At 70.0% G+C, this 24,111-nt stretch carries 19 protein-coding genes and 1 pseudogene; 11 read left to right on the top strand and 9 right to left on the bottom strand.

Annotated features, from left to right (window positions below; translation table 11 throughout):
- Position 1 precedes the first annotated feature (1 nt).
- Positions 2-913: a helix-turn-helix domain-containing protein gene (locus ACRAKI_RS20520; RefSeq protein WP_447002122.1), complete on the top strand. Its 912-nt coding sequence runs from the start codon at positions 2-4 to the stop codon at positions 911-913.
- A 6-nt stretch (positions 914-919) separates the two neighbouring features.
- Here the strand turns inward: ACRAKI_RS20520 and ACRAKI_RS20515 are convergent, their stop codons facing one another.
- Positions 920-1,189: a hypothetical protein gene (locus ACRAKI_RS20515; RefSeq protein ID WP_447002121.1), complete on the bottom strand. Its 270-nt coding sequence runs from the start codon at positions 1,187-1,189 to the stop codon at positions 920-922.
- Between the two features lie 214 nt (positions 1,190-1,403).
- On the opposite strand from ACRAKI_RS20515, the gene ACRAKI_RS20510 reads away from it, so the two are divergent.
- Positions 1,404-1,529 (top strand): hypothetical protein, encoded by a 126-nt coding sequence (locus ACRAKI_RS20510; RefSeq protein ID WP_447002120.1) that lies wholly within the window; start codon positions 1,404-1,406, stop codon positions 1,527-1,529.
- A gap of 79 nt (positions 1,530-1,608) precedes the next feature.
- Here ACRAKI_RS20510 and gdhA read toward each other — a convergent pair whose 3' ends face one another.
- From gdhA to ACRAKI_RS20495, 3 genes are all read right to left on the bottom strand, one after another.
- Positions 1,609-2,946, bottom strand: coding sequence for an NADP-specific glutamate dehydrogenase (gene gdhA / locus ACRAKI_RS20505; RefSeq protein ID WP_447008470.1), 1,338 nt, complete (start codon positions 2,944-2,946; stop codon positions 1,609-1,611).
- Between the two features lie 393 nt (positions 2,947-3,339).
- Positions 3,340-6,159, bottom strand: coding sequence for an NB-ARC domain-containing protein (locus ACRAKI_RS20500; protein WP_447002119.1), 2,820 nt, complete (start codon positions 6,157-6,159; stop codon positions 3,340-3,342).
- A 69-nt stretch (positions 6,160-6,228) separates the two neighbouring features.
- Positions 6,229-7,089 carry a metal-dependent hydrolase gene (locus ACRAKI_RS20495; protein WP_447002118.1) on the bottom strand — a complete coding sequence of 287 codons (861 nt, stop codon included), beginning with the start codon at positions 7,087-7,089 and terminating at the stop codon, positions 6,229-6,231.
- Positions 7,090-7,617: 528 nt separating this feature from the next.
- Here ACRAKI_RS20495 and ACRAKI_RS20490 point away from each other — a divergent pair.
- Positions 7,618-8,583 (top strand): DMT family transporter, encoded by a 966-nt coding sequence (locus ACRAKI_RS20490; RefSeq protein WP_447002117.1) that lies wholly within the window; start codon positions 7,618-7,620, stop codon positions 8,581-8,583.
- A 58-nt stretch (positions 8,584-8,641) separates the two neighbouring features.
- Here the strand turns inward: ACRAKI_RS20490 and ACRAKI_RS20485 are convergent, their stop codons facing one another.
- Positions 8,642-9,949 carry a M20/M25/M40 family metallo-hydrolase gene (locus tag ACRAKI_RS20485; protein WP_447002116.1) on the bottom strand — a complete coding sequence of 436 codons (1,308 nt, stop codon included), beginning with the start codon at positions 9,947-9,949 and terminating at the stop codon, positions 8,642-8,644.
- On the bottom strand, positions 9,946-10,917 hold the full coding sequence (locus ACRAKI_RS20480; protein WP_447002115.1) for an Lrp/AsnC family transcriptional regulator: 972 nt from the start codon (positions 10,915-10,917) through the stop codon (positions 9,946-9,948). Before ACRAKI_RS20480 ends, ACRAKI_RS20485 begins: the two co-directional genes overlap by 4 nt.
- Positions 10,918-11,034: 117 nt before the next feature.
- On the opposite strand from ACRAKI_RS20480, the gene ACRAKI_RS20475 reads away from it, so the two are divergent.
- Both ACRAKI_RS20475 and ACRAKI_RS20470 read left to right on the top strand, forming a co-directional pair.
- Positions 11,035-12,312 carry an MFS transporter gene (locus tag ACRAKI_RS20475; RefSeq protein WP_447002114.1) on the top strand — a complete coding sequence of 426 codons (1,278 nt, stop codon included), beginning with the start codon at positions 11,035-11,037 and terminating at the stop codon, positions 12,310-12,312.
- Positions 12,313-13,019: 707 nt separating this feature from the next.
- A complete protein-coding gene (locus ACRAKI_RS20470; RefSeq protein WP_447002113.1) occupies positions 13,020-14,189 on the top strand; it encodes an L-asparagine oxygenase in 1,170 nt (389 codons plus the stop codon).
- Positions 14,190-14,194: 5 nt separating this feature from the next.
- On the opposite strand, the gene ACRAKI_RS20465 is transcribed toward ACRAKI_RS20470, so the two are convergent.
- Both ACRAKI_RS20465 and ACRAKI_RS20460 read right to left on the bottom strand, forming a co-directional pair.
- A complete protein-coding gene (locus ACRAKI_RS20465; RefSeq protein WP_447008469.1) occupies positions 14,195-14,410 on the bottom strand; it encodes a hypothetical protein in 216 nt (71 codons plus the stop codon).
- Positions 14,411-14,646: 236 nt separating this feature from the next.
- A complete protein-coding gene (locus tag ACRAKI_RS20460) occupies positions 14,647-14,967 on the bottom strand; it encodes a hypothetical protein (RefSeq protein WP_447002112.1) in 321 nt (106 codons plus the stop codon).
- A 506-nt stretch (positions 14,968-15,473) separates the two neighbouring features.
- Between ACRAKI_RS20460 and ACRAKI_RS20455 the strand changes: the two genes are divergently transcribed.
- The 3 genes from ACRAKI_RS20455 to ACRAKI_RS20445 all read left to right on the top strand — a co-directional run bounded on the left by ACRAKI_RS20455 (position 15,474) and on the right by ACRAKI_RS20445 (position 19,067).
- Positions 15,474-16,541 (top strand): pyridoxal-phosphate dependent enzyme, encoded by a 1,068-nt coding sequence (locus ACRAKI_RS20455; RefSeq protein WP_447002111.1) that lies wholly within the window; start codon positions 15,474-15,476, stop codon positions 16,539-16,541.
- Positions 16,538-17,743, top strand: a complete 1,206-nt coding sequence (locus tag ACRAKI_RS20450) for an ATP-grasp domain-containing protein (RefSeq protein ID WP_447002110.1) — start codon at positions 16,538-16,540, stop codon at positions 17,741-17,743. Before ACRAKI_RS20455 ends, ACRAKI_RS20450 begins: the two co-directional genes overlap by 4 nt.
- Before the next feature lie 376 nt (positions 17,744-18,119).
- The gene (locus ACRAKI_RS20445; protein WP_447002109.1) at positions 18,120-19,067 is read left to right on the top strand and encodes a cold-shock protein; all 948 of its coding nucleotides are present in this window, start codon (positions 18,120-18,122) and stop codon (positions 19,065-19,067) included.
- A 274-nt stretch (positions 19,068-19,341) separates the two neighbouring features.
- On the opposite strand, the pseudogene ACRAKI_RS20440 reads toward ACRAKI_RS20445, so the two are convergent.
- A pseudogene (locus tag ACRAKI_RS20440) lies at positions 19,342-20,137 on the bottom strand (IS5 family transposase); the annotation flags it as partial.
- Between the two features lie 136 nt (positions 20,138-20,273).
- Here ACRAKI_RS20440 and ACRAKI_RS20435 point away from each other — a divergent pair.
- The 3 genes from ACRAKI_RS20435 (at position 20,274) to ACRAKI_RS20425 (ending at position 24,111) form a co-directional block, all read left to right on the top strand.
- Positions 20,274-20,897 carry a superoxide dismutase gene (locus tag ACRAKI_RS20435; protein WP_447002108.1) on the top strand — a complete coding sequence of 208 codons (624 nt, stop codon included), beginning with the start codon at positions 20,274-20,276 and terminating at the stop codon, positions 20,895-20,897.
- A 980-nt stretch (positions 20,898-21,877) separates the two neighbouring features.
- Positions 21,878-22,435: an RNA polymerase sigma factor SigC gene (gene sigC / locus ACRAKI_RS20430; protein WP_447008468.1), complete on the top strand. Its 558-nt coding sequence runs from the start codon at positions 21,878-21,880 to the stop codon at positions 22,433-22,435.
- A gap of 248 nt (positions 22,436-22,683) precedes the next feature.
- Positions 22,684-24,111, top strand: coding sequence for a PepSY-associated TM helix domain-containing protein (locus ACRAKI_RS20425; RefSeq protein WP_447002107.1), 1,428 nt, complete (start codon positions 22,684-22,686; stop codon positions 24,109-24,111).

Here is a 24,111-nt window from a genome sequence, read left to right as displayed (position 1 = left end):
GGTGACGACCGGACAGGACGAGTTCTCCCGGGCACTCCGCGCCGCGATCGAGAATCGCGGCATCACGTTGGAGCGGCTGTGCGACCGCCTGCGCCGGCTCGACACGCCGGTCAGCACCGCCACTCTGAGCTACTGGCAGTCCGGCCGCACCCGGCCGGAGCGCCCGGCGTCGCTGAAGGCTTTGTGCAACCTCGAAGCGATCGTGGGGGTGCCCCGCGGCGAGCTGGCGGCGCTGCTCGACCCGCCCAAGCCCCGCGGCCGGATCGCGTCCCGGCCGCGGCCGGCGGTGGTCGGCAGCGCGTTCTTCCCCGAGGCCGAGGCGGTCGAGCACCTGCTGCGGGGCCTGGACCTCAGCCACGACAGCGGCCTCACCCGGCTCAGCGGCCACGACCGCGTCCACGTCGCCGCCGACCAGTCGCAGGACGTCCGGTGGACCCGGCAGGTGCTCCGCGCCGAGGAGCACGGGATCGACCGGATCGTCGTCATCCACGAGGCTGACTTCCCGTGTGGTGACGTGCCGGAGTTGCGGGCGGTGCGCAACTGCCGTGTAGGCCGGGTCCACGCGGACAAGCGGCAGGGGCTCATGGCCGCGGAGCTGTTGTTCCCCCGCGCGCTCGCCCGGCACGAGACGATCCTGATCGAGCACGAGGTCACCGAGCCATCGCCGCGACCCTCGTTCGTCTTCGAGCGCCGGTGCCGCACGCCGGTCCGCGAATTCCTGTTGGAGGTCCGGTTCGATCCGCGGGCGCTGCCCTCGCGGTGCGTGCGGTACTCCGTGCTGGACGGCGTGGAGAAGAACCGCCCGGTCGAGCTGGACGAGGATCGGACCGCGCACCACGTCGTGCTCGACTTCGGTCCGGGACAGTTCGGCGTCCGCTGGGAGTGGCCGCCCGACGCGAACCGGCCTGGGTGATGAGTTCTACGGGTGTCCGACCCGCCGGGCGGATGCGTTGTCCGAACTCGGCGACGCGGTGTTGTGTGCCGACGGGTCGGTGCGGTCGATCGCGTCGACCGCTGCGGGCTTGCCCCAGAGTTCTCCGTCCCACTGGCTGGTCTGCTGCAACAGGTGCCGCCAGCGGATCTCGGGGCCGCGGCCGTGCCGGAGTTGCGGCAGCGCAGCGCTCCGCGCCACCCGTGCGTCCACGTCGAGCAGGCCGCGGTCGTGGGCGATCCCGGCGACCAGACCCACAACGGACTTGGTGACGCTGGTTTCACCGAGAGCAGCCGGAAGGCGGTGGACGGCACCACCCTGTTCACCACGATACGGCTCTGACCCCCGTGCGGCCTTGAAGCCGGCTCCGCTTTCGAACCGGCTTCAAGGCCGAGGGGCGGGACTTCGACACGAGCGATGGACGGACCCCTCATCCGGCGTCCCCACATCGGCATGTGCGGACGGTCCGGACATGCCTTCGCCAACTGCGGGATGCCGGATACCGCTCACGATCAGCGCTGCCCGCGGAGCCGAGGTGTCCGTGTCCGGCGATGCCGCCGCCGGTGAGGAGGAGTTCAGCGCGCCGGGGGAGTTGTGATCGGCGTTCCACAGCGCAGAACGGACCGGGAGCACACCCGGATCGGTGCCCGGCCCACGAGCGCGGGGAGCCGCGCCGTTCAGATCACACCGAGGGCGAGCATCGCGTCGGCGACCTGGATGAAGCCGGCGATGTTCGCCCCGGCGAGGTAGTTGCCGGGCTTGCCGTACAGGTCCGCAGCTTCCAGGCAGCGGTGGTGGATGCCGTGCATGATGTCCGCGAGCCGCCGTTCGGTGTGATCGAAGCTCCAGGAGTCACGGGACGCGTTCTGCTGCATCTCCAGGGCGCTGGTGGCCACACCGCCGGCGTTGGCCGCCTTGCCCGGGGCGAAGAGGACCCCGGCGTCGACGAACAGCCGGACGGCGTCCGGTGTGCACGGCATGTTGGCGCCCTCGGCGACGATGGTGCACCCGTTCCCGATCAGGGTGGCGGCGTCACGTCCGTTGAGCTCGTTCTGCGTCGCGCAGGGCAGCGCGATGTCGCACGGGACGTCCCAGACCGACCCGCCCTCGACGTACCGGGCCTCGGACCGGGTCTCGGCGTAGGTCGAGATGCGGGCCCGGCGCTTCTCCTTGACGTCCTTGAGCAGGTCGAGGTCGATGCCCCGCTCGTCGATCACGTAGCCGTTGGAGTCCGAGCAGGCGATCACCGTGCCACCGAGCCGGCGGACCTTCTCCGCCGCGTAGATGGCGACGTTCCCGGACCCGGAGACCACCACCTTCTTGCCGTCGAACGAGTCGCCGCGGACCTTCAGCATCTCCTCGACGAAGAACACCGTGCCGTAGCCGGTCGCCTCGGTCCGCACCTGCGAACCGCCCCAGGTCAGCCCCTTGCCGGTGAGCACACCGGACTCGTAGCGGTTGGTGATGCGCTTGTACTGGCCGAACAGGTAGCCGATCTCCCGACCACCGACCCCGATGTCCCCGGCGGGCACGTCGGTGTGCTCGCCGATGTGCCGGTAGAGCTCGGTCATGAACGCCTGGCAGAAGCGCATGACCTCGCCGTCGGAGCGGCCCTTCGGGTCGAAGTCCGAGCCGCCCTTGCCGCCACCGATCGGCATCCCGGTGAGCGAGTTCTTGAAGATCTGCTCGAAACCGAGGAACTTGACGATTCCGAGGTACACGGTCGGATGAAACCGCAGCCCACCCTTGTAGGGCCCGAGCGCCGAGTTGAACTCGACCCTGAACCCGCGGTTGATCCGCACGGCCCCGGAGTCGTCGACCCAGGGAACCCGGAAGATGATCTGCCGCTCCGGCTCGCACAACCGGCGGATCACCGCCGCGTCGGTGTACTGCGGGTGCTTGGCCACCACCGGGCCGAGGCTGTCCAGCACCTCGCGCACCGCCTGGTGGAACTCATCCTCGCCGGGGTTCCGACGCAGCACCTCGTCGTAGATGTCACCCAACTTCTCGTCCAGAACCGGCACGCAGCACTCCTCGATCAACTGTCATCGTCATGCTGGGGTATCCACCCCTCACCGAGGCATTCCACCCCATGCGGGCGGTCACCGGACCAGCGGGCAGCGGTGAGTCCGGTCACCCGGGGGAGACTGTCGGAACCGCGCTGCCCGGTGAAGTCGAAGCCCGTGCGCGACAGCGCCGGTTCCAGCAGGTACTTCCAGCCGATCCGTGACCCGACCGCGTGCGCGGCCTGCCGATCGGTCAGGTCCTCCGCGCGAACTGCGGCACCGTGACCACTGCGCTGCACTGGGGGACCGGCAGGCACGAGGTTCGGCCGCCGGTCGATTCACCCCGTCCTCTGCCGCACGCCGGCCGCACCCGCTGGAGGATCCCCAGGGATCACTCAGCACTCAGCCGTGCCGGTCCGAGAGCACGGACGACAGCTCACGCATCAGCGATCGCGCATTCCGCAGCATGACCTGGTCCCGGTACTTGAGGGCGAGCTGCTCGGCGCGGACCGCGGTGGCGTAGGCGTCACTGATGTCCCCGCGCGCGGCGAGCAGGAATCCCTCGGTGCACACCACGTGCGCCCTGTCACCGGCCCCTCCCAGCTCGTCGAAGATCTGGTAGGCGCTGTCGCAGTGCTCCTGCGCCCGGTCCAGCTGTCCGCGCATGATCGCGAGCGATGCCATGTGGTTGAGGATCTGGCCTTCGAGGCGCCGTGCGGAGGACTCGACCGCGAGTGCCAGCGCCTCCGCGTAGCAGGTGTCGGCGTTCGTGACGTCGCCTGCCTCCGCGTAGCACTGACCGAGGAACCGCTTGGCGAGCGCCGCGCTCGCCTTGTCCTGCAGCTGGTCGAAGTGCGCCACCGCGGCCCGCAGGTGCCGGCGCGCGTCCGTGAACCGGCCCTGGAGGAACCGGATGCGGCCCAGCTTCTCCTCGACGATGCCGATGCCCCTGCGGTGCCCCATTCTCTGGAAGACGGAAAGCGCCTCTCCCAGCCAGCGCTCCGCCTTGGCCTCGGAGCCGGGCATCAAGTCCAGCTCGGCCAGTTCGAGCAGCACCGCGCCCTCACCGACCGCGTCGCCCTGGCGCCTGGCGCCCGCCAGTGCCGCCAGGTGGGTTCTTCGCCACGTCGACAGGGAGTGGGTGTGTTCGAACAACACGGCGCAGGTGACGGCGAGCTGCCACGCCTGCTTCGTCCACCGGCCCCGTGCGGCGACCTCGATCAGGCTCGCCACCACCTCCTCGTAGCACTCGATCCACTCCGCGGGTGAGCCGGAGCTCTGCCGCGGTCGCGGCACCACGGGATCGGCCGGGACGTTGACGAGGTTGAAGTGCTGGTTGCCCATGAGCAGCGCGTGCTGCCGCAGCGCCGCGTCCAGGAACCACTCCAGCAGGCGCAACACCGCGGCATCGAGTTCGCGCGGGGCGCTGCACATGGTGGGCAGGGAGTCCTTGACCACCTCGCGTACCAGGTCGTGGATCCGGAAGCGGTAAGAGGCCCGGTCCGTGCCGCGCACGTCGACGATCCGGTACGCGACGAGCGCCTCGATGTTCGAGGGAGAGAACTCCACGTCGGGGCCGAGCACGGCCTCGACCATGTCCGCGTCGATCCACGGCAGCCTTGCGGACACGATCAGCGCGAGTAGCAGGACACCGCGCTCGTCGAGGTTGTCCAGGCTCGCCTCGATGACGCGCCGCACGCTGAGGTTGCCGTACTCCAGACTGTCGAGCAGGATCCTCGGCCGTCGCACGCGGCGCTGCACGTCCTCGAGCGACAGCAGCGAGTCGGTGGCGAGCTGGCCGCCGATGATCCGCGAGGCGAGCGGGAGACCGCCGCAGGAGGACACGATGTTCAGCGCGATCTCCGTGCTGGTCTCGTCCGCCGCCAGGCCGGCGTTCTGCAGCAGGATCTGCGCGGCCACGTCCAGCGACAGCACGGACAGCCGCAGGTGGCGTCGCGCGGGCACGTACAGGTTGGGCTCGCGCGCGGTGATGCACAGCGCGGACCGCGAGCTGGCGGTGATCAGGCCGGAGAAGTCGAACCCCCTCGGCGCGTCGTCGAGGACAACGAGCAGGGACCGCGAGTGCAGCAGCGAGCGGTAGGTGGCCTCCATCCGGTCGACCTCGTCGGGCAGCTCGGCGAGCGGCATGCCGAGCGACCGCAGAAGCACCCGCAGAAGGGCACTCCGGTCGTACTTGCCGCCGGAGTTGCCGTGCATCTCCACGTACACGACTCCGTCGGCGAAGCTGTCGGCCAGCCGGTGCCCGAGCGAGATCGCGAACGCCGTCTTGCCGACGCCAGGCTGCCCGTGGATCAGCAGCACCTTGCCGGCCTGTTGTTCTCGCATCAGCAGCGCGGCGGCCTGGTCGACGTCGTCGGCGCGGCCGAGGAAGACCTCGGGCGCGGACGGCAGTTCGAACACCCGGTGCACCGGCTGCGGCGTCTCCTCGTACTCCGTGGCGAGCAGCGTCCGGTTCAGTTCCTGTAACTCGGTGGAGGGGGAGATGCCGAGCTCGGTCGACAGCCGCAACCGGTGCTCGGCGAACAGCGAGAGCGCTGCGGCCCGGTCGCCGAGCCCCTGCTGCACGCGCATGTGCAGCGCGCACAGCCCTTCGTTCAGCGGGTCCAGCTCCCGCAGTGTCGTCAGCACGGGGAGCAGCACGCCGCGCTCCGGCGCGGGGAGGCGTTTGAAGCAGTCGGTGACGAACCGGGCCGCGAGCACAGACCACCGGATCTCTCCGGACGGCGGGTCACCCGCGTTCCCGTCGGCGAGCGCGAAGTTGAGGCAGTCGAGCAGAGAAGCCAGCCGCTCGACGTCGTCCGGCACCTCGTCCAGCGCCACGCGCAGCAGGTAGACGTCGCTCGGCACCACGGCCGGGACGAGCCGGAGGCTCTCGTGCCGCCGGACGAGCGCCGAGTGCCCGAACACGCTGCGGATGCGCGACGCGTACGACCGGACGTTCGCCCTCGCCGACGCCGGTGGGCCGGCCGCCCAGAGGTGGTCGACGATCCGCGCGATGCTGACGTCCTTGCCGACTGCGGAGGCGAGGAACGTCAGCATCCGGAACGCCAGCGGCGGGAGCGCGACCTCGGCGCCGGAGGCGGTGAAGGCGGGGCCTCCACCGAGGCAGCAGACCATGCCCGCGCACAAGGGTGGTAGGTCGTCGCAGTAGACGTAGGAGCCGTGACCTCGGTCGACGACTCGCAGTCGGGCGGAGTGCATTCACATCCCCCTTGCAGCGGCACACCCTCCACTCGGACGTCGTGGCGCCTGCCCCGCGCCCGACCGTGGTCAGTCCACCGCGGTCAGCATGGTGATCCCGGAGTCCTCGGCGACGAGCTGGACGGACAGACCGGAGAGCTGGGCGACATCGCTCAGGTGGGTGCCGCCACAGGGGATGGTGGCCGTGTTCCCGCCGAGGTCTGCGCTCCACTCCCGTTTGGCGTCCAGCGCGCACACCTCGGGTGTCAGCGTGATCGCGCCGCCGGCCGCCACCCAGTCGCGCAGCAGTTCGTTCAGCTCGGCCTCGATCGCGGGGAGCGCGTCGAGCACCTCCTGCGCCCGCAGACCCTTCTTCCGGGCCGACTTCCCGATGCGGTAGGTGTCCGTGCTCTTCCGGCGGCCGATGCGGGAGGTCGTGACGAACTGGTTGTCGAAGTCGGCGTACCCGCGCGAGTCGCGGCGGGACTCCTTGCTCCAGTATCCGTCCGTGACCTGGTTGAGCGCCATCGCCGCCACGTGGCAGGCCGAGTGCCCCGCGCTCAGGTCGGCGCGCAGACCCTCGTCGACCCTGACCTCGACCTTGGTGCCCACCGGCAGCGCGCCGGACGCGACGCGGACCACGTGACCGACCACGAACCGGTAGCCGTCGTCGCCCCGTCGTGCCGGGATCGCCTCGCCGATGGCCAGTTCGCCGTCGGCGTCGAACGCGCAGGTGACCCCGTCGATCACGGGGATCTCCTCGGAGCCGACCAGAAGGTGGCCCGCGTCCGACGGCTGGTCCGGCCAGGTGTGGTCAAGCGGGTGGAAGCAGGTGCGGTCCAGCACCACCACCGAGTCGCCGTCGGTGGACGGGAGCGGGACGACCGCGATCACCTCGGCGGTGCACTGGGTTTCGCCACACGGGTAGGTGATCACGCTGGGCGACTGCATCGACAAGTCTTTCCTCTCAGCTTTCTTGAATGCATTTCATGCGCCGGGCACGGGTTCTTCCCGGGACGAGGGGTTTGATGTCATTCCCGCTCGCTTTTCCCGTGCTGCCTGCGGGCGACCTGGGAAAAGCTCGGGTCGACGCGGGTCCGCGAATTCGCATGGCCGGTCGAGTTTCGCAGGGGGTGCCGATCCGCCCAAGCGGGACATTCGGTTCGTCAAGCAGGTGATGCCGACCGCGGGATCGGGCTGCGCTTGGCGCCGAAGTGTCCACATCGTACCCTCCGGTGGATGCGCCCGCGTTGCACCTATACCCTTGCATCTGCTACTGTAGCATGTCTTGCGACTGCTCGACCACGGTTGTTTGCGAGAGTCGCGCGTGCTGACTCGTGGCGTTTCGGGAGTGAACCGACCCCCTCCGTATTCGTACTCGAATGGACGACTTCGCGAGGGGTGTCGCGCCGATCCGGAACCGTCACGTGCGACGAGGGGGAAGTCACCGATGCGAAGAGGCAGCGCTCAGGTGTTCGAGTGCGTTCGGTTTGCCGGAACGACCCGGTGACCGGCGCGGCGGGCACGGGGGACGCCGTGCGGTTGGAAGCCGAGCGGGAGCTGCCGGGCGCGAGGCTGTGGGCCTGGCTGCTCGTCGGGATCACCGCGGTGTGGGGCTGGACCTTCGTCGCGATCCACGACGCTGTCGCCACGATGCACCCCTCCGCGTTCGTCGCCTACCGCTTCCTCGGGGCTGCCGCGGTGATGGCCGTCGTGCTGCTGCCGGTGCTGCGACGGATGACCGCCACGGAGCTCACCGGCGGCGCGCTGGCCGGTGTAGCGCTGTTCGTCGGCTACGCCGCGCAGACGCTCGGGCTGGAGAGCACCACCCCGTCGAACACCGCGTTCATCACCGGGATGTCGGTCGTCTTCACGCCGTTGTTGCTGTTCATCGCGTTCCGGGTACGGCCGAGGCCTCGCCAGGTGGTCAGCGTGCTGCTGGCCGCGATCGGTCTCGCGCTGCTCACCATGCGCGGCTTCCAGGTGCACTACGGCGACCTGCTGGTGCTCGGCTGCGCCATCGCCTTCGCGGCGCACGTGATCACGCTGAGCAGGGTGAGCGCCCTCGTCAACCCCGCGAGGCTCACCTTCGTCCAGCTCGCGACGGTGGGGGTGCTCGCCCTCGCGTGGAGCGGGCTCACCGACAACCTGACTCGGCCCGCCAACGGCGACATCTGGGTCGCGCTGGCGGTCTGCGCGGTGGTCGCATCGGCCTTCGCCTACTTCGTGCAGACCAAGGCGCAGGCCGCCAACGTGTCGCCGACGAGGGTCGCCCTCATCTTCGCGCTCGAGCCGGTCTTCGGCGGTTTTTTCGGTTACTGGCTCGCCGGTGACCGTTTCACGACGCTGAACTTCGTCGGTGCCGGATTGATTCTCGCCGCCATGCTGCTGACCGAACTCCAGTACAGGCCGAAATCCCGGAACGGCACTGTCGCCGCCGGGTGATCAAAGGTTCGGGTGGCGAGTGGGATCAGAGCTGGGCAGTCACGTCACTCGCCTCCGTTCAGTAGGTCGTCAACAGCCGGTCAAGTACCTTCACCGCGAACTGGAGCGCATCGACCGGAACGCGCTCGTCGATTCCGTGGTACATCGCGGCGAGGTCGAACCCGCCGGGCAGCTTCAAGGGCATGAATCCGTAGCCGTTGATACCGAGCTTGGCGAAGACGCGGTTGTCCGTGCCGGCGGGAAGGCAGTAGGGCGCGATTCTCGCGGTGGGGTCCTGTGTCTTCAGCGCGGCAAGCATCGACTCCACCAGTGGGGCGTCGAACGGCACCTCCATCGCCGACTCGAAGTCGATCAGCTCCACCCGCGTGGACGGGCCGGCGAGCCGGTCGATCGTTTCCAGGAATTCCTTCTCCAGACCGGGCAGGAACCGGCCGTCGACCTCGGCGCAGGCCGACTCGGGCACCACGTTGGTGGCGTACCCGGCATGCAGCCGGGTGGGGTTCGCCGTGTTGCTCAGCGCGGCTCCGATGAACCTGGCGACGGCCCCGAGCCGGCTCATGGTCGCGTCGAGGTCGTTCTCCTCGAAGGGAACGCCGCTTGCGTCACAGATCTCCCGCAGCAGCCGCTCGGTCGTCGGCGTGAGGAGCCGGGGCCAGGTGTGCTTGCCGATGCGGTGGATGGCACCGGACAGCTCGGTCACCACGTTGTCGGCGTGCAGCATCGAGCCGTGCCCCGCCTTGCCCTCGACGACCAGGCGGAGCCACGCTAGGCCCTTCTGCGCGTTCTCCACGAGGTAGATCCGCAAGTCCGGTGCCACCTCGACCGAGTAGCCGCCGACCTCGCTGATCGCCTCGGTGCAGCCGCTGAACAGCTCGGCGTGGTGGGCCACCAGGAAGTCGGACCCGAACTCGCCGCCGGTTTCCTCGTCGGCGAGCCAGGCGAACACGACGTCGCGCAGCGGCCGGCGTCCCGTGCGGGCGAACTCGCGGACGATCGCGAGCATCGCCGCGTCCATGTTCTTCATGTCGACCGCGCCGCGGCCCCAGATCGCGCCATCGCGCAGCTCCCCGGACAGCGGGTGCACCGACCACCGCGCCGGATCGGCAGGCACCACGTCGAGGTGTCCGTGCACCAGGAGGCCGGGCAGCGCGGGGTCGGTGCCCGGGATCCGCAGCACCACGTTCCCCCTGCGGGGCGCGGGCTCCAGGTACGTCGCGGTCAGCCCGACCTCGTCGAGCTTGCCCATGACGTACTCGGCGGCCGTGCGTTCACCCGGCCCGTCCGGGTCACCGGAGTTGGTGGTGTCGATGCGGATCAGGTCGGAACACAGCTCCGCGACCTCGTCCACCGCGCTGCCCGCGGTCACGAGCCGGTCCGCGTGACCAGGCTCCCGCGCTTGTACGCGCGGGTGATGAGCTCGGCGCTGACGTCGACGACTTCCTTCATCGCGCCGATCTCGTTGAGGAACCAGTACAACTCGGACTCCTGCATGAGGCACACCTCAAGCAGCAGGCTGTAGTCACCGGTGAGGGCCGCGCAGTAGCGGACACCCGAGTGCTTGCTGAGCGCGCGCCCGCACGCGTCGATGTCGGCAGCGCGGGTCTTCACCCCGATCTGCGCCTCGACGGTCAGCCCGAGCAGTCTCGGGTCGATCTCCGCGCGCATGTGCAGCAGTCCTCTGCCCAGCAGCAGCGCGACCCGGCGGGCCGCGGTCGGCACGGACACGTCGAGCTGCTCGGCGATCGCGGTGAAGCTCATCCGCCCGTCGGTGCGCAGCAGCTCGATCACCCGCCGATCGACGTCGTCGAGCTTCACGCGCTCGCCGGGTGTCTTCGCCACCGGCTCGGCGTGGGACCGGAGCACGGCGACCTCGGCGTCGGTGAGGTAGGGCGCGTGCCACTCGGCGACCGTGGTGAACGTGTGCAGAACCACCCGGCTGTCGGTGGTGATCACGCCGTCGATCGTCGGGAGCTCGTTGGCCAGCACGTCGTGCCGGCGTTCCAGGTCGCCGACCACCTCGCACCACACGTCGTGGGAGCCGGTGATGACGAAGACGCCCCGGGTGTCGGCCCTGGCCGCCAGTGAGGCCGCGACTCCGTCGGCAGTGCCGGGCGTCGTGCGCAGGCCGACGTGGATCGGGGTGCCGAGGCCGGTGAGCAGGTCGTCGGGCACGGCGGTGGTGCGCAGGACGCCCGCGTCGAAGATCCGCTGCGCCCGGCGGCCCACGGTGCGCTGATGCTCGCCGAGCGCATCCCCGAGCTCGCCCCAGGAGACGCGGGGGTTGACCTGGAGACCGGCGACGACGCGCCGGTCCAGCGCGTCCAACTCGAACACCAAGCTGCCTCCCGTGTCCGTTTTTACGCTGCTGAAGCAGTCTATTGACTATTTGTAACACAATGGGCAAGGGTTACGTGACTTTGACGTGGCATCTGCATGCGGAGGCGCGCAGGGATGACGACCATCACCCCCAACAGGGCTCAGTTACGTCAGGTGCTCGCCGCGTCGAGCGGCAACGTGGTCGAGTGGTACGACTGGCTCGTCTACTCGTACCTCAGCGTGTACTTCGCGAACCAGGTCTTCCCCAGCGAGGGCAACTCGCTGGTGCCGCTGCTGGCCACGTTGGCGGTGTTCGCGGTCGGGTTCGTGATGCGGCCGATCGGCGGCCTGGTGCTGGGGGTGTACGCCGACCGCAGGGGCAGGCGCGCGGCCATGGTCCTGACCGTCACGATCATGGGCGTCGGCCAGGTGATGATGACGATGCTGCCGACCTACGAGCAGGCGGGCGTGCTGTCGCCGCTGCTGCTACTGGTCATCCGGCTGGGGCAGGGGTTCGCGGTCGGGGGGGAGTTCGCGATCTCATCGGTGTTCCTCGTCGAGTCGGCGCCGCCAGGCAGGAGGGGGCTGTACTCCAGCTACTGCTACGTCGGGTCGAACCTCGGCCAGCTGCTCGCCGCAGGTTCAGCCGCGCTGATGTCCAACCTCCTCTCCTCGGACGCCATGCACGAGTGGGGCTGGCGCGTGCCCTTCGCCGTCGGCGCGGTCTCCTGCCTGGTGGGGCTGTGGATCCGGCGAGGCACCGTCGAGACCCATGCCGATGTCGAACGCATCAGCCGCGGCGAGGTGAGCAGGCCGGGCTTCTTCGAATTCCTGCGCGAGCACCCCAGGCAGTCCGCCATGATCGTCGGCATGACGATCGGCCCGACGATCGCGTTCTACGCCTGGGCGGTGTACCTGCCGACGTACGCCGACATCACCCAGGGGTACGACCCGGCACGCGCGCTCACCGTCAGCACGATCGCGCTCGTCGTCTTCACCGTCATCCAGCCGATCGCCGGCGTCCTGTCCGACCGGATCGGCCGCAAGCCTCTGCTGGTCGGTTCCGCGGTCGGCTTCACGGTGCTGCCGGTGCCGCTGCTCACCATGCTCGACACCTCGTTCTGGAGCTTGATGATCGTCATGGTCGTCGGGATGGTGTTCCTCACCGGCTACACGGCGGTGTGCGCCGCCGCGATGTCCGAGATGTTCCCGCCACGCGTGCGGACCACGGGCATCGGCTTCCCCTACTCGCTGACGGTCGCTGCTTTCGGTGGCTCGGCACCGTTCGTAGCCACCCTGATGGTCCACTCCGGCAACCCCGCGCTGCTCGGGTGGTACGTCAGCGCGGCGGCGCTGATCTCCGCAGTGGTGTTCACCAGGATGCCGGAGACCAAGGACCGCGTGTTCGTCTGACCCGCGCGCGCGGTGCGGCACGGCCCCGGACACCTCCGGAGGGCCGTGCCGCACCGGGATATCGCGTCCCGGCGCGCGGCGGAATTCACCATGCCTTTGTTCCCGGGAGCGTATCGTCGATCACGATTTCGCCGTGTACGTCTTATATGCGTCACGTCTCGTACCGGTGTTGTAGTCGTGCTATGCATGCAAAACTTATGGTGGGCAGTCCTGCGGCGACTTCTGAAGCGGGGCAGGGCAACTGGGGGGCCTACGCGTCCGAGTACACCGGGCACTGGGCCGAGGTCTTGGAACCGGCGGGCATCGACGTGAGGCCGGCCGAATCCGACGGTGGTGGGACGGATCCCGAGCACGTGACCATCGTCGCTGGTGATCGGCTGTCCGCGGAGGACATCCACGCGGTGATCGAGCGAGGGCCGACGCTCATCGTCGCACGGCCCGGTGAGCACAATGAGAAAATCTATCGGGAACTGGGACTGGGCGCGCTCGTCAAACTTCCGGGCGAACCAAGGAAGGATCAGCCGCACCTGCGGCGCAATAGCATTTCCGCGGTGCTGGAGGACGTCGCTGATGGGCAAGCGCCGATCACGCTGCACATTTCCCGACCGACCGCGTTCGTGGGGGCCGACAGCAGATGGAAGGCTTTGTGCCGGCACGGCGACTCGTTACTCGTCGGATACCTCGACGACGGTGGTAGGCGAGTCGTCGTGGTGTCCTCGGACCAGGTGTTCGCCGCGCCCTTCATCGCCGCGAGGAACAACGCGCAGGCACTCGCGCGACTGGTCGCCCTGCTGGGCGGCACGCCGCTCAGCGACGTCGAGTTGAAGGAGGTCGCCGCCGCGCCTGCCCGGGTGACGACCTGCGCCCGCAGCACGTCGCCGGTCGGCGACATCACCGCGGTGCCGGGTGAGCACCTGGTCGCCCCGGCGGTGGACGAGCTGTCGGCCGTGCTCGACGAGTACCTGACGGCCGATCTGAACCCCTGGAGCCGCACGGAGGACTTCCTCGACGTGACGCGGTCGGCGTTCTTCGCGATGCCGTCCGAGCTGCGCACCGCGCTTACGACGTTCAAGTCCCGCTCGAACGACTACGGGGCGCTGCTGATCCGCAACCTGCCGGTGGGGAACGTGCCGAGGACGCCGAGCGAGACCGACGCGCACCCGGACAAGACGTTCGAGTCCGAGTTCTGGCTGGCCATGACCGCGTGCGCGCTCGGCGAGCCGTTCGCCTACGCGCAGGAGAAGCGCGGCAGCCTCTACCAGAACGTCGTGCCGACCAGGAAGAACGCGGAGAAGCTGTCCTCCGAGAGCTCGACGATCCTGCTCGACTACCACACCGAGGCCGCGTTCCACCCGTTCAAGCCGGACTACGTGCTGCTGCTGTGCCTGCGCCAGGACCACGACGCCAAGGCGCGGACCTCCAACGCGGGCATCAGGATGGTGATGCAGCACCTGTCGCTCCAGGACCGGTGGGAGCTGCGGCAGCAGCAGTTCCGCACGGGCGTGGACTTCTCGTTCGGCAGCCGCAACATGGAACAGGGCAATGGCCCTCTCCTCGCGGTGCTGAACGGGAACCCGTACGACCCCGAGCTGTGCTACGACCTCGACCTGATGGTGGCAGAGACCGACGCTGGAAACCGTGCGCTACAGGCGCTGCGCAAGGCCGTCGGTGAGGTCGGGTCGTACGTCGCGCTGACTGCGGGCGACCTGCTCGTCGTGGACAACCGGCAGGCGGTGCACGCCCGCTCCGAGTTCACTCCGCGCTATGACGGGTGGGACCGGTGGTTGCAGCGCATGTGCGTCACCAACGACCTCGGCGCGTCCGGTGCGTGGCGCGAGGCCGGGTCGCGGGTGATCGACGTCCAGTTCAACGTCTAGTGTCCTCAGCCGTCGATCCGTTGTAGGTCGTCTGGTGCCTCCTCGGTGCCGGGTGTCCACTGTGGATCGGCGATGACGACCACGGACGCCGCTTGGACGTCGGGACCGAGGCTGCCGGTCGTGATCCGGCTGAGCAGCACGGCGGGACCCCGCCGTTCGGTGAGTTCGTCCACCATCGCCTGACGCCCCTGCGGCGGGACCTTGCCGACCAGCGGGCCGATGGTGAGATCGCCCGGCCGCCGGCGCGATGTCGAGCGCTTCGAGGAAGAAGGAGAAGAGGATCACCTTGCGCCCTCCTCGACGGCTTCCTCGATGATCTCCGACAAGCGCCGGCGGTCGAATCCTTCATCCGGTGCTCGCCGCCGCAGGCGAGACGTGGCTCGTCAGGCGGCGGACGACAGCGAGTGGCGACGGCCATGACCAACACCGCCAGTCCGACCAGGGGGTCGACGCATCGTCAGGTGAGCCACCGGTCCAGGCTGGGCAGGTTCGGCCTGCGGAGCAGGGGCACGCGCAGCACGACCAACTCACCCTCGCCGAGCCGGTCCTCGGTGTCCCGTGCTTCGACCAGGGCGCCGAGCAAGTCGTCGCCCGGTTCGCGGCGGCGGTCGGCGACCAGGCCGGCAACGTAGTCCTTCGACTTCGCGAACGCGTCGTGGATCTCCTCGCTGGAGAACGCGGTGGCGGCCGGCGCGACGTCGATCCAGCCGGTGAACCGGTCGCGGTCGGCGACCGGCACGCCCGGCATCTGGCAGATGACCGCGACGGGCACCGGCACCGCGAAGCATGCGATCAGGTCCGCGGGGCGGTGCGCCCCGCTCCTCGATCCGGCCTGCTGGGTCGCATCGGTGTCCCCGATCCCCGGGATCCGGTCGTCACCAGCAGTGGTCGTTCAACCACCCGGGGACGTTCCCAGCACGGCAACGGATTCCACCGCTGCGGGAACCGGCGAAGCCTCGCCGACGACCAGTAGGACTGGAGCGGTGTGGCCACCGAACGGCGGCCGACCGCGTGGAGGGACATGCGCCGGCACGAAGACCCCGAGGTCCACTCCTGGTTCGCGAGCGGCGGGTCGCGCACCGCACCTCGACGGCGACCGGCTCCGGGGAAGCTTCTCGACCAGCAACCACCGGGCGGACCGACGTGGCGCCCGCATGCCTACGACCCACCGACGCCGCTCGACCACACGACCACACCCCGGAAGGGCTCGACCATGATCCTTGCACGCACGACGGAGACGCCGGGCACGACCCGCTGCCCGCGCTCGACCGGGAGGTGAGGACCGTGCTCGACCCCAACACCGTGGCGCCACCGGTCCACGAGCACGTCACCGACGCCATCAAGACGCCGGCGCTCATCCGGCTCACGCCCAACACCGTGCTGGTCCGCTTCGAGACCCTCAAGGTCTACGCCGCGCTCGGCGCGGTGCGACACGTGGTCGAGACCGGGGTGGTCCGCCCCGGGCAGACGGTGGTGGACAGTTCCAGCGGCATCTACGCCCTCGCGTTGGCGATGGCCTGTCACCGCTACGGGCTGCGCTGCCACATCGTCGCCTCCACCACGGTCGACGACACCATGCGCGCCCAGCTGGAGATCCTCGGCGTCACCGTGGACCAGATGCCGCCCTCGGACGACTTGCGCCTTGACCAGAGCAGGCGGGTCGCGCGGGTCCGGGAGCTGCTCGCCCGGCGGACCGACATGCACTGGATGCGGCAGTACCACGACCCCGTGCACCACCTCGGCTACGCCGAACTGGCCGGCCTGCTGGTCCGGGCACTGCCCGGCGAGTCCTTGACCGTGGTGGGCAGCGTCGGCACCGGGGCCTCCACCGGTGGGCTCACCCGCGCGCTGCGCGAGCACGACCCGCTGATGCGGCTGGTGGGCGTGCAGCCCTTCGGCAGCGTCACGTTCGGCAGCGACCGGTTCACCGACCCCGACGCCATCATCGCCGGCATCGGCAGCGCCATCCACTTCGACAACGTCCACCACCACCTCTACGACCGCATCCACTGGCTGGACTTCCGACACGCCATGGCCGCCACCGTCGACCTGATGCGCCGGCACGCGGTGTTCGCCGGCCTGTCCACCGGCGCCGCTCATCTGGTCTCGTCCTGGGAGGCCCAGCGCGACCCCGTCCGCACGCACGTGGTCCTCGGCGCGGACACCGGCCACCGCTATACCGAGAGGGTCTTCACCCGCCACCGCGAGGCACTCGACCCCACCTCGCTGGCTCCCGTGGAGATCGCCGAACTGGAGGACCTGGTTCCGCCGTGGGCCGTGATCGACTGGGCACGCCGGTCGTACAGGCCGCTCGTGCCCGTTCAGGAACGCCGGAAGGATCCCGTGCCGTGACTCTCGTACTGCTGGAAGCCCTCACCTTCGGCCTCGGCCGGATCGCCGATGCGGCCCGTGCTGCGGGACACGACCTCGTGCTGCTGACCGGCGACCGTTCGATCTACACCCATGAGCTGTCCCGACACGGCGACCGGTTGCGCGTCGTGGACGTCGACACCACCGACGTCACCACGTGCGAGCGGGCGTTGCGCGGCATCGGCGACCTGGCCGGGTTGATCAGTTCGACCGACACCTGGGCGCTGCCCGGGGCGGAACTGGCCGCCCGCCTCGGCCTGCCCGGTCCCGCCCCCGATGCGGTGCGCGTGCTGCGGGACAAGGCCGCCGTCCGCGCCGCGCTGCACGAACACGGCCTGAGCCGCAGCGGCCCTCTCGACCCCGTTTCGGTCGACGTGTTCCCGTTGGTGCTCAAGGACTCCGCCGGGACGTCCTCCCGGGCGGTGTGGCTGGTGCGCTCGTCCGCCGAACGCGACGCCGCCCTCCTGGAGGCCGCCGCCACCCCGCTCAAGGGCCGCCTGGTCGCCGAACCCTACTTCGAAGGCCCCCTCTACAGCGCCGAGACCATCACCTGGCAAGGGCGGACGCGGCTGCTGGGCGTGCTCAGCCGGGTCCTCTCGCCCGAGCCCTCGCGCCGGGAGGATGCATCCGCGTTCCCGGTCGCCTTCCCTGAGGGCGAGCTCGCCGAACTGGGCGACTGGATCAGCCGGGTTCTGGAGGCGGCCGGACACGAGCGCGGCTTCGCCCACACCGAGTTCGTCCTCACCACCCGCGGCCCCGAGGTCGTCGAGATCAACGCCCGCATCGGCGGCGCGCTGGTCGGCGAAGCACTGTGCCGTGCCCTGGGCGGCAACGCCTACGACGCGATGGTCCAGATCGCCCTCGGCACGCGACCCGACCTGCTCGACGGTGCGGAAGGGAGCGGTACGGCCACCGGTTTCGTGGCGCTCTACCCCCGCGAGGCCGGGGTGCTGGAGGGATGGAGCGGACTGGACCGCCTGACCGACCTGCCCGGCCACCCCGAGTGGTACCCGACCGCGAGCCCCGGTGATGTGCTGGAGCACCTGACCGACCAGCGGTCGTGCACCGGAATCGTCCTCGCCGAAGGCCCCACCGCCGAACTCGCCCTGCACCGCGCCCAAGCGGCAGCGGGCGGCATCACCCCGCTGGTCCGGGCCGGGGAACGCGTCGACGCGGCGGTGTGACAGCGACGCCAGTGGCCGCGGGGGAGCCGCGCCGGCCGGCACGGGTGTTCGCGCGGTGTGCAACGCCGGGAGAGCGCGGGACCGTGCGGTGATCCGCGGGCGAGGTCGTCCGCCGGTGAGCGACGGGTCTGCGGTGGCGTTTGCTCCCTCAGCGGCACCGAGGATGTCGACTGCCTCCTGAGGTGGTCGAGCACCCATGACACGCGGCACCCACGGTCATCCGCTTAGACCTGGTCGCAAAACTCGGCGTGTCGCTAGGTGAACCAACGGCCCGCCCCTGGCTCCGCACCGCCCGCCCGTGGGCCCGGCCCGACGGACCGGAAGTCCGTCAGAGAGACTGGGGGCCAGTGCCCGCCCTCTCGACCTGGAGCCTTTGATGCCGCAAGGGACCGTCCGTTGGTTCGACGCCGAACGTGGTTTCGGCTTCCTCGCGCTCGAGGACGGCTCGCCGGACGTGTTCGTGCACGCCTCCGAGATCGTCGAGGACGGCGGCGCGAAAGTGCTCCGCGAGGGTCAGGCCGTGGTGTTCGAGGTCGGCGAGAACGACCGCGGGCCCCAGGCGCTGCGCGTTCGCGTCACCGCCGATGCGGCCACCGGCAGCGCCGTGGGCCTGCTCGGCACCGTCAACTGGTACGAGCCGGGCAAGGGGTACGGCTTCGCGTCGCCGGACGGCGGCGGCGCCGACATCTTCGTGCACAGCTCCGCCATCGTGACCGGCGGCGTGGTCACCGAGGGGCAGCGGGTGGCATTCCTGATCGTCGAAGGCGAGCGCGGCCCGCAGGCCGGGCACGTGATCCCGCTGGGAGCAGGGGCCGGCTCACCCGCTGCGGCTGGTATCTCGGACGGTGCCGACGGCACGGTGGCCTGGTACGACGAGGACAAGGGCTTCGGCTTCATCAACCCCGACTCCGGCGCCGGGGACATCTTCGTTCACGCCCAGGCCCTGGCCGAGGGGCTGACGTGGCTCGCGGAGGGCGACCGCGTCGCCTACGAGGTGGCTAGTGGAGACAAGGGCCCGCAGGCCCGCGACGTGCACCTGGTCCGGAGCGCCGAGCCCCGGACGGCGCCGCAGCGGTCGGCACCTGCCGCGGCCGCAGGGCCGGCCGCGCGGGACGTGCCCGTACGAGGCGGCGAGGGCGTCGTCGCGCGCTACGACGGCGACCGCGGCTTCGGCTTCATCACCCCGGACGCAGGCGGCGACGATCTCTTCGCCCACGTGTCCGTGGTCATGGGGTCGGAGCCGCTGCAGAAGGGTGACCGGGTCCGGTACGCGGTGCGTCAGAGCGACCGGGGCCCGCAGGCCGACCGCATCGAACGCCTCTGAAGAGGCGGCCCCACCGATGGCTGATCACTTCCCGACGAGAGTGCTCGTTCATCCCCGTCGATGGTGCCGTCAGCAACGCGGCTGCAGCCTCCTCCGGAAGATCGATCTCCCTCGTGGTGACGGGGGCCCCGTGCCGACCCGAGGACCTGCTCCGCGCTCAGAAGCTCACCAGTCACCCCACCCAACGACACAGAGCCACCGATGTATCCCCAACGAGTGAATGGATGCGTTGGACCTGGTCGCAGAGCTCGATCTTTATGAGTCGGCGGACGTTGATCACGGTGCAGGCCAGCGTGAGTAGCGCCGGCGTGGTGCGTTCGGTCCGGTCGTAGCACAGCCCGAGGCGTTTGAACCGCAGCAGCCAGGAGGTGGTGCGTTCGACGACCCAGCGGACCCGGCCGAGGCGGGACTTGCCCTCAATCCCGCGCCGGGCGATACGGACCTTGATACCGCGGCGGGTCAGGTAGCGGCGGCAGCGGCGGTAGTCGTAGCCCTTGTCGGCGTGCAACTTGTCCGGTCGGCATCGTGGCCGGCTCGCCCGGCCGTGGTGGCCACGCACGGTCGGGTTCGTGTCCAGCAGCGGCTCGAACAGCATGCTGTCGTGGGTGTTTGCCACCGACAACATGATGTGCAGCGGTAGCCCGTTCGCGTCGCACAGAACGTGGTACTTGGAGCCGGCTTTACCCCGGTCAGTGGGGCTGCGGCCGGTCAGCTCGCCCCCCTTTTCGACCGCACCGACACCGCGTCGATGCAGCCTCTGGTCCAGTCGAGCTCGTCGATGTTGGACAGCTCGTCGAGCACGAGCTGGTGCAGCCGGTCCCACACACCAGCGTCCTGCCACTCACGTAACCGCCGCCACGCGGTGTGCCCGGAACCGCATCCGAGCTGCTCGGGTAGGTCTCGCCAGCGGCAGCCGGTGTCGAGCACGAACAAGATCCCTCTAGCGCGGCACGGTCATCGATCCGGGGCCGCCCACCCGGACCGCGCGGCGCTGGTCGGGACGGGATCAGGGGTTCGATCAGCTCCCAGCGCCGGTCTTCGACCCGCCGCTGCTGCGTCGTCTTCGCCATGACTGCCCACGATCGACGACCAGGACCGGCAGGTTACGCAGTGACACACCCTTAAGTTTTGAGACCAGGTCTTATTGCAGATCTCTGGCAGTTACGATCTACTGGCAACAGACACCCGAGTGATGGGGGAGCACGCGTGGGCCAGTACCAGCTGCCCGACCTGCCGTACGACTACGCCGCGCTGGAGCCGGCGATCACGGGCGAGATCCTGGAGCTGCACCACTCCAAGCACCACGCCGCCTACGTCAAGGGGGCCAACGACACCCTGGAGCGCATCGCCGAGGTCCGGGAGAAGGACGACTTCTCCGGCATCGTCGGGCTGGAGAAGACCTTCGCCTTCAACCTGTCCGGCCACGTGCTGCACACGATCTTCTGGGAGAACCTGTCACCCGACGGCGGTGACCGCCCCGAGGGCGAGCTGGCCGCGGCGATCGACGAGCACTTCGGCTCTTTCGACGCCTTCGCCAAGCAACTGTCGGCCGTCACCACGCTGGTGCAGGGCTCCGGCTGGGGCGTGCTGGCCTGGGAACCGCTGTCACGGCGGCTGGTGGTCGAGCAGGTCTACGACCACCACGGCAACATCGGCATGAACACCAGCCCGCTGCTGGTCTTCGACGCCTGGGAGCACGCCTACTACCTCCAGTACCGCAACGTGCGCCCCGACTACGTGCAGAAGCTGTGGTCGCTGGTGAACTGGACCGACGTGACCCGCCGCTTCGACGCCGCCCGTGAGGGCCGCCCCACCCTGCCCGCCGTCTGACGTCGGGCTCCGAACTCGGCAGTGGACGCTCCGACAAGCCCCCTCTGCCGTGACAGGTGCCCCGGATCCGCGATCCGGGGCACCTGCGTCCGTCCCTGTGGAGGCGCAGAAGTGGGCCGTCGTGTCAACGGTGCCGTCGCGCTGGACCGACGAGGTCGGCGGCCCGTGGGACGCCGCGGTGTCCACCACCGCCCTGCACTGGGTCCAGCCCGAGCGCCTCGCCGACCTCTACCGCAAGGCGGGGAACACCTGCTCACCGAAGTCGACGCGCCGGCCTCGCCGTCGCGTGCTCAGCGACGCCGGGTGTGCGCCATGTCGATGCCCGCCGAGACGCCGGCCGCTGTGATGATCCTCCCGGAGGGCACGTAGCGCTCGGGCAGGTACGCCACTTCGAACTGCCTCCAGCATCGGGCAACGCGAGTTGTGCCGGGAACCAACGGCGGGGTCGGCACGACTTCATGGACAGGGAGCGGAATCGGGAGGTCCATGGTTGGAGCGTCGACCAGGAACCGCGACCTCCAGCTTCGGCGCGCGCGTCGAGGTGGCCAAGGGTCACCGGCGGCGGCGTCACCTCCGGTCTGGACGTGGCTGCTGTGGCTGGTCGAGCGTTTCCTCGGTCCACGACTGGCCCAACGGGTAGAGACGGTCTTGGAGTGCGAGCGCCGCGGCACCGTCTGGCGTGCCTCACCGGCGACGAGTCCACTTTGGACTTGCCGGTGATCGTCCTGGCGTCTGCGGCCGGCCGGGACCACGGACGGGAACCTGCCGACGACCGTCCCGGCGTGTCCGCCTGTGCGCTCGCCCGCCACTGGGTGCAGGCGTGCACCCTGCCGGGGTGCGCGTGCGTCGCGGCGGTGGGCACGAGCTCGGCCTCGCCGCCCAGGCGGGCCGAGCGCTTCCCGGCAGGACTGGCAATCCACGTACCAATAGTCGCTCCATTCGGCTCACCAGTTCCCGACACCGTGTCGTTACGATTCGGAATCGTGAAAGCTTCCGACGACGAGGTGACGCGCTGGGCCCTCGCAGCGCGTTCCGGCGACCGCGACGCCCTCGAGCACTTCGTGCGCGCCACCCAACGGGACGTGTGGCGCTTCGTCGCCCACCTGTCCGACGTCGGGCTCGCGGACGACCTGGCGCAGGAGACCTATGCCCGCGCCCTGCCGAGCCTGCGCCGCTTCGCCGGCCGTTCCTCGGCACGCACTTGGCTGCTGGTCATAGCCCGCCGCGTGGTCGTCGACCACATCCGTACGGCGCAGTCGCGCCCTCGGCTGTCACCGGGCTCGGACTGGGAGCAGGAGGCCGACCGCGCGGCGGTCGACACCGGCTTCGAGAACACCGTCGCGCTCAACATGCTGCTCGACGGCCTGGACCCAGACCGCCGTGAGGCGCTGGTCCTCACCCAGGTGCTGGGTCTGCCCTACGCCGAGGCCGCCGAGGTCGTCGGCTGCCCCGTCGGCACCATCCGCTCCCGGGTCGCCCGCGCCCGCGACGACCTGCTGCGCGCCACGGGCGACGACAAGTCGGTCGAGGTCGGGTGATCGGCCCGCGCCACGCCGTTCGGTGGCCGATGTGGTGAACCGCCGGAACCACGGCCGTCACGCATCCGGCCAATCGGAGCGCCGGCACCGCTCCTGACGCCGGCGGGCAGGAAGCGGAGGGTGCGGCCAAGGGGACGACCGGCCCTCCGCGCGTGCCGCCAGGGTTCTCTGAAATTGACGGGAACCCGATGGCGTCCGTGTCCGACCAGTGGGCAGGTGTTCCCTTCGTCCCCCACCAGAGGTGCTCCGTGTCCGCTCCCCCTGTCGACGACGCGCGAACCGGGAAGGCCCCCGATCCCGTCCGGGTGTCGGTGCTGCCGTTGCTGCGTCGGTTGCACTTCTACGCCGGCGTACTGGTGGCGCCGTTCCTGCTGGTGGCAGCATTCTCCGGACTGCTCTACGCGCTCACGCCGCAGCTCGACGGCGTGCTCTACGACGACGTGCTGGAGGTGTCGTCACCCGCCGGCGCGCCGCGCCCGTTGGCCGAGCAGGTCGCCGCCGCCCAGGCCGCCCTGCCCGACGGCGCGGTCACCGCCGTGCTCACCGCCGACGACCCCGACGCCACGACACAGGTCGTGTTCTCCCTGCCAGGACTGGCCGAGGACTACGACCAGACCGTATACGTCGACCCCTACACCGCGCAGGTGCAAGGCCAGTTGACCACCTGGTTCGGGTCCACCCCGGTCACGACCTGGCTGGACGACCTGCACCGGCACCTGCACCTGGGCGAACCGGGCCGGCTGTACTCGGAGCTGGCAGCGAGCTGGCTGTGGGTGATCGCCGTCGTCGGCGTGGCGCTGTGGCTGGTCCGGCAACGCACCGCTCGCCGCAAGGTCCGCGCGGTCATCGCACCCGAACAGGGCGCCAAGGGCGTGCGGAGAACCCGGTCCTGGCACGGCAGCATCGGGATGTGGGTGCTGCTGGGCGCGTTGTTCCTCTCGGCCACCGGCCTGACCTGGTCGACCTACGCCGGGGAGAACTTCAGCGCCGCCCTGACCGCGCTCGACGCCACCGCCCCGGCCCTGGACACCAGCCTGGGTGGCGCCGAAGGCAGCACCGGCTCGGACGGGCACTCCGGACACGGCGACGCACCGCAGGGCAGCGGGCCGGTGGACCCGGCGACGTTCGACCGCGTGCTCGTCACCGCCCGCGACGCCGGCCTGGACGGACCCCTGCAACTCGACGTGGCGGGCGGGCCCGGCACCGCGTGGACCGCCGCCCAGGTCGACAACACCTGGCCGGTCCGCCTGGACAAGGTCGCCGTCGACCCCGACACCTCGACCGTGACCGCACGAGCCGACTTCGCCGACCGGCCGCTGTTGGCCAAGCTGTCGACGTTGGGCATCCAGGCGCACATGGGCCGGCTGTTCGGCGTCGCGAACCAGATCGCGCTGTTCCTGCTCGCCGCCGGACTGCTCGCGCTGATCGTGCTCGGCTACCGGATGTGGTGGCAGCGCCGCCCCGCCCGCGCCGACCGCCACGCACCGCTGGGCACCGCACCCAGGCGGGGAACCTGGCAGCAGCTGCCCCTGTGGTTCGTCATCCCCGCACCGCTCGTGCTCATCGCCGTCGGCTGGGCCGTTCCCCTGCTCGGCCTGAGCCTGCTCGCCTTCCTCGTCCTCGACGGGGTGATCGGCCTGGCCCTCCGACGCACCGGAGGACGGAACGCCCACTGA

The organism is Saccharothrix isguenensis, from assembly GCF_052936305.1.
Note: the sequence above shows the minus strand (reverse complement) of the source record. Positions and strands in the feature narration are given on the sequence as shown.

What these genes read in the sequence shown, in the direction of transcription:
- ACRAKI_RS20495 (WP_447002118.1), bottom strand. Translation starts at nt 7,089, where the DNA reads ATGCAGTCGCCCAGCGTGATCACCTACCCGTGTGGCGAAACCCAGTGC.
- ACRAKI_RS20475 (WP_447002114.1), top strand. Translation starts at nt 11,035, where the DNA reads ATGACGACCATCACCCCCAACAGGGCTCAGTTACGTCAGGTGCTCGCC.
- ACRAKI_RS20445 (WP_447002109.1), top strand. Translation starts at nt 18,120, where the DNA reads ATGCCGCAAGGGACCGTCCGTTGGTTCGACGCCGAACGTGGTTTCGGC.
- ACRAKI_RS20510 (WP_447002120.1), top strand. Translation starts at nt 1,404, where the DNA reads ATGCCTTCGCCAACTGCGGGATGCCGGATACCGCTCACGATCAGCGCT.
- ACRAKI_RS20500 (WP_447002119.1), bottom strand. Translation starts at nt 6,159, where the DNA reads ATGCACTCCGCCCGACTGCGAGTCGTCGACCGAGGTCACGGCTCCTAC.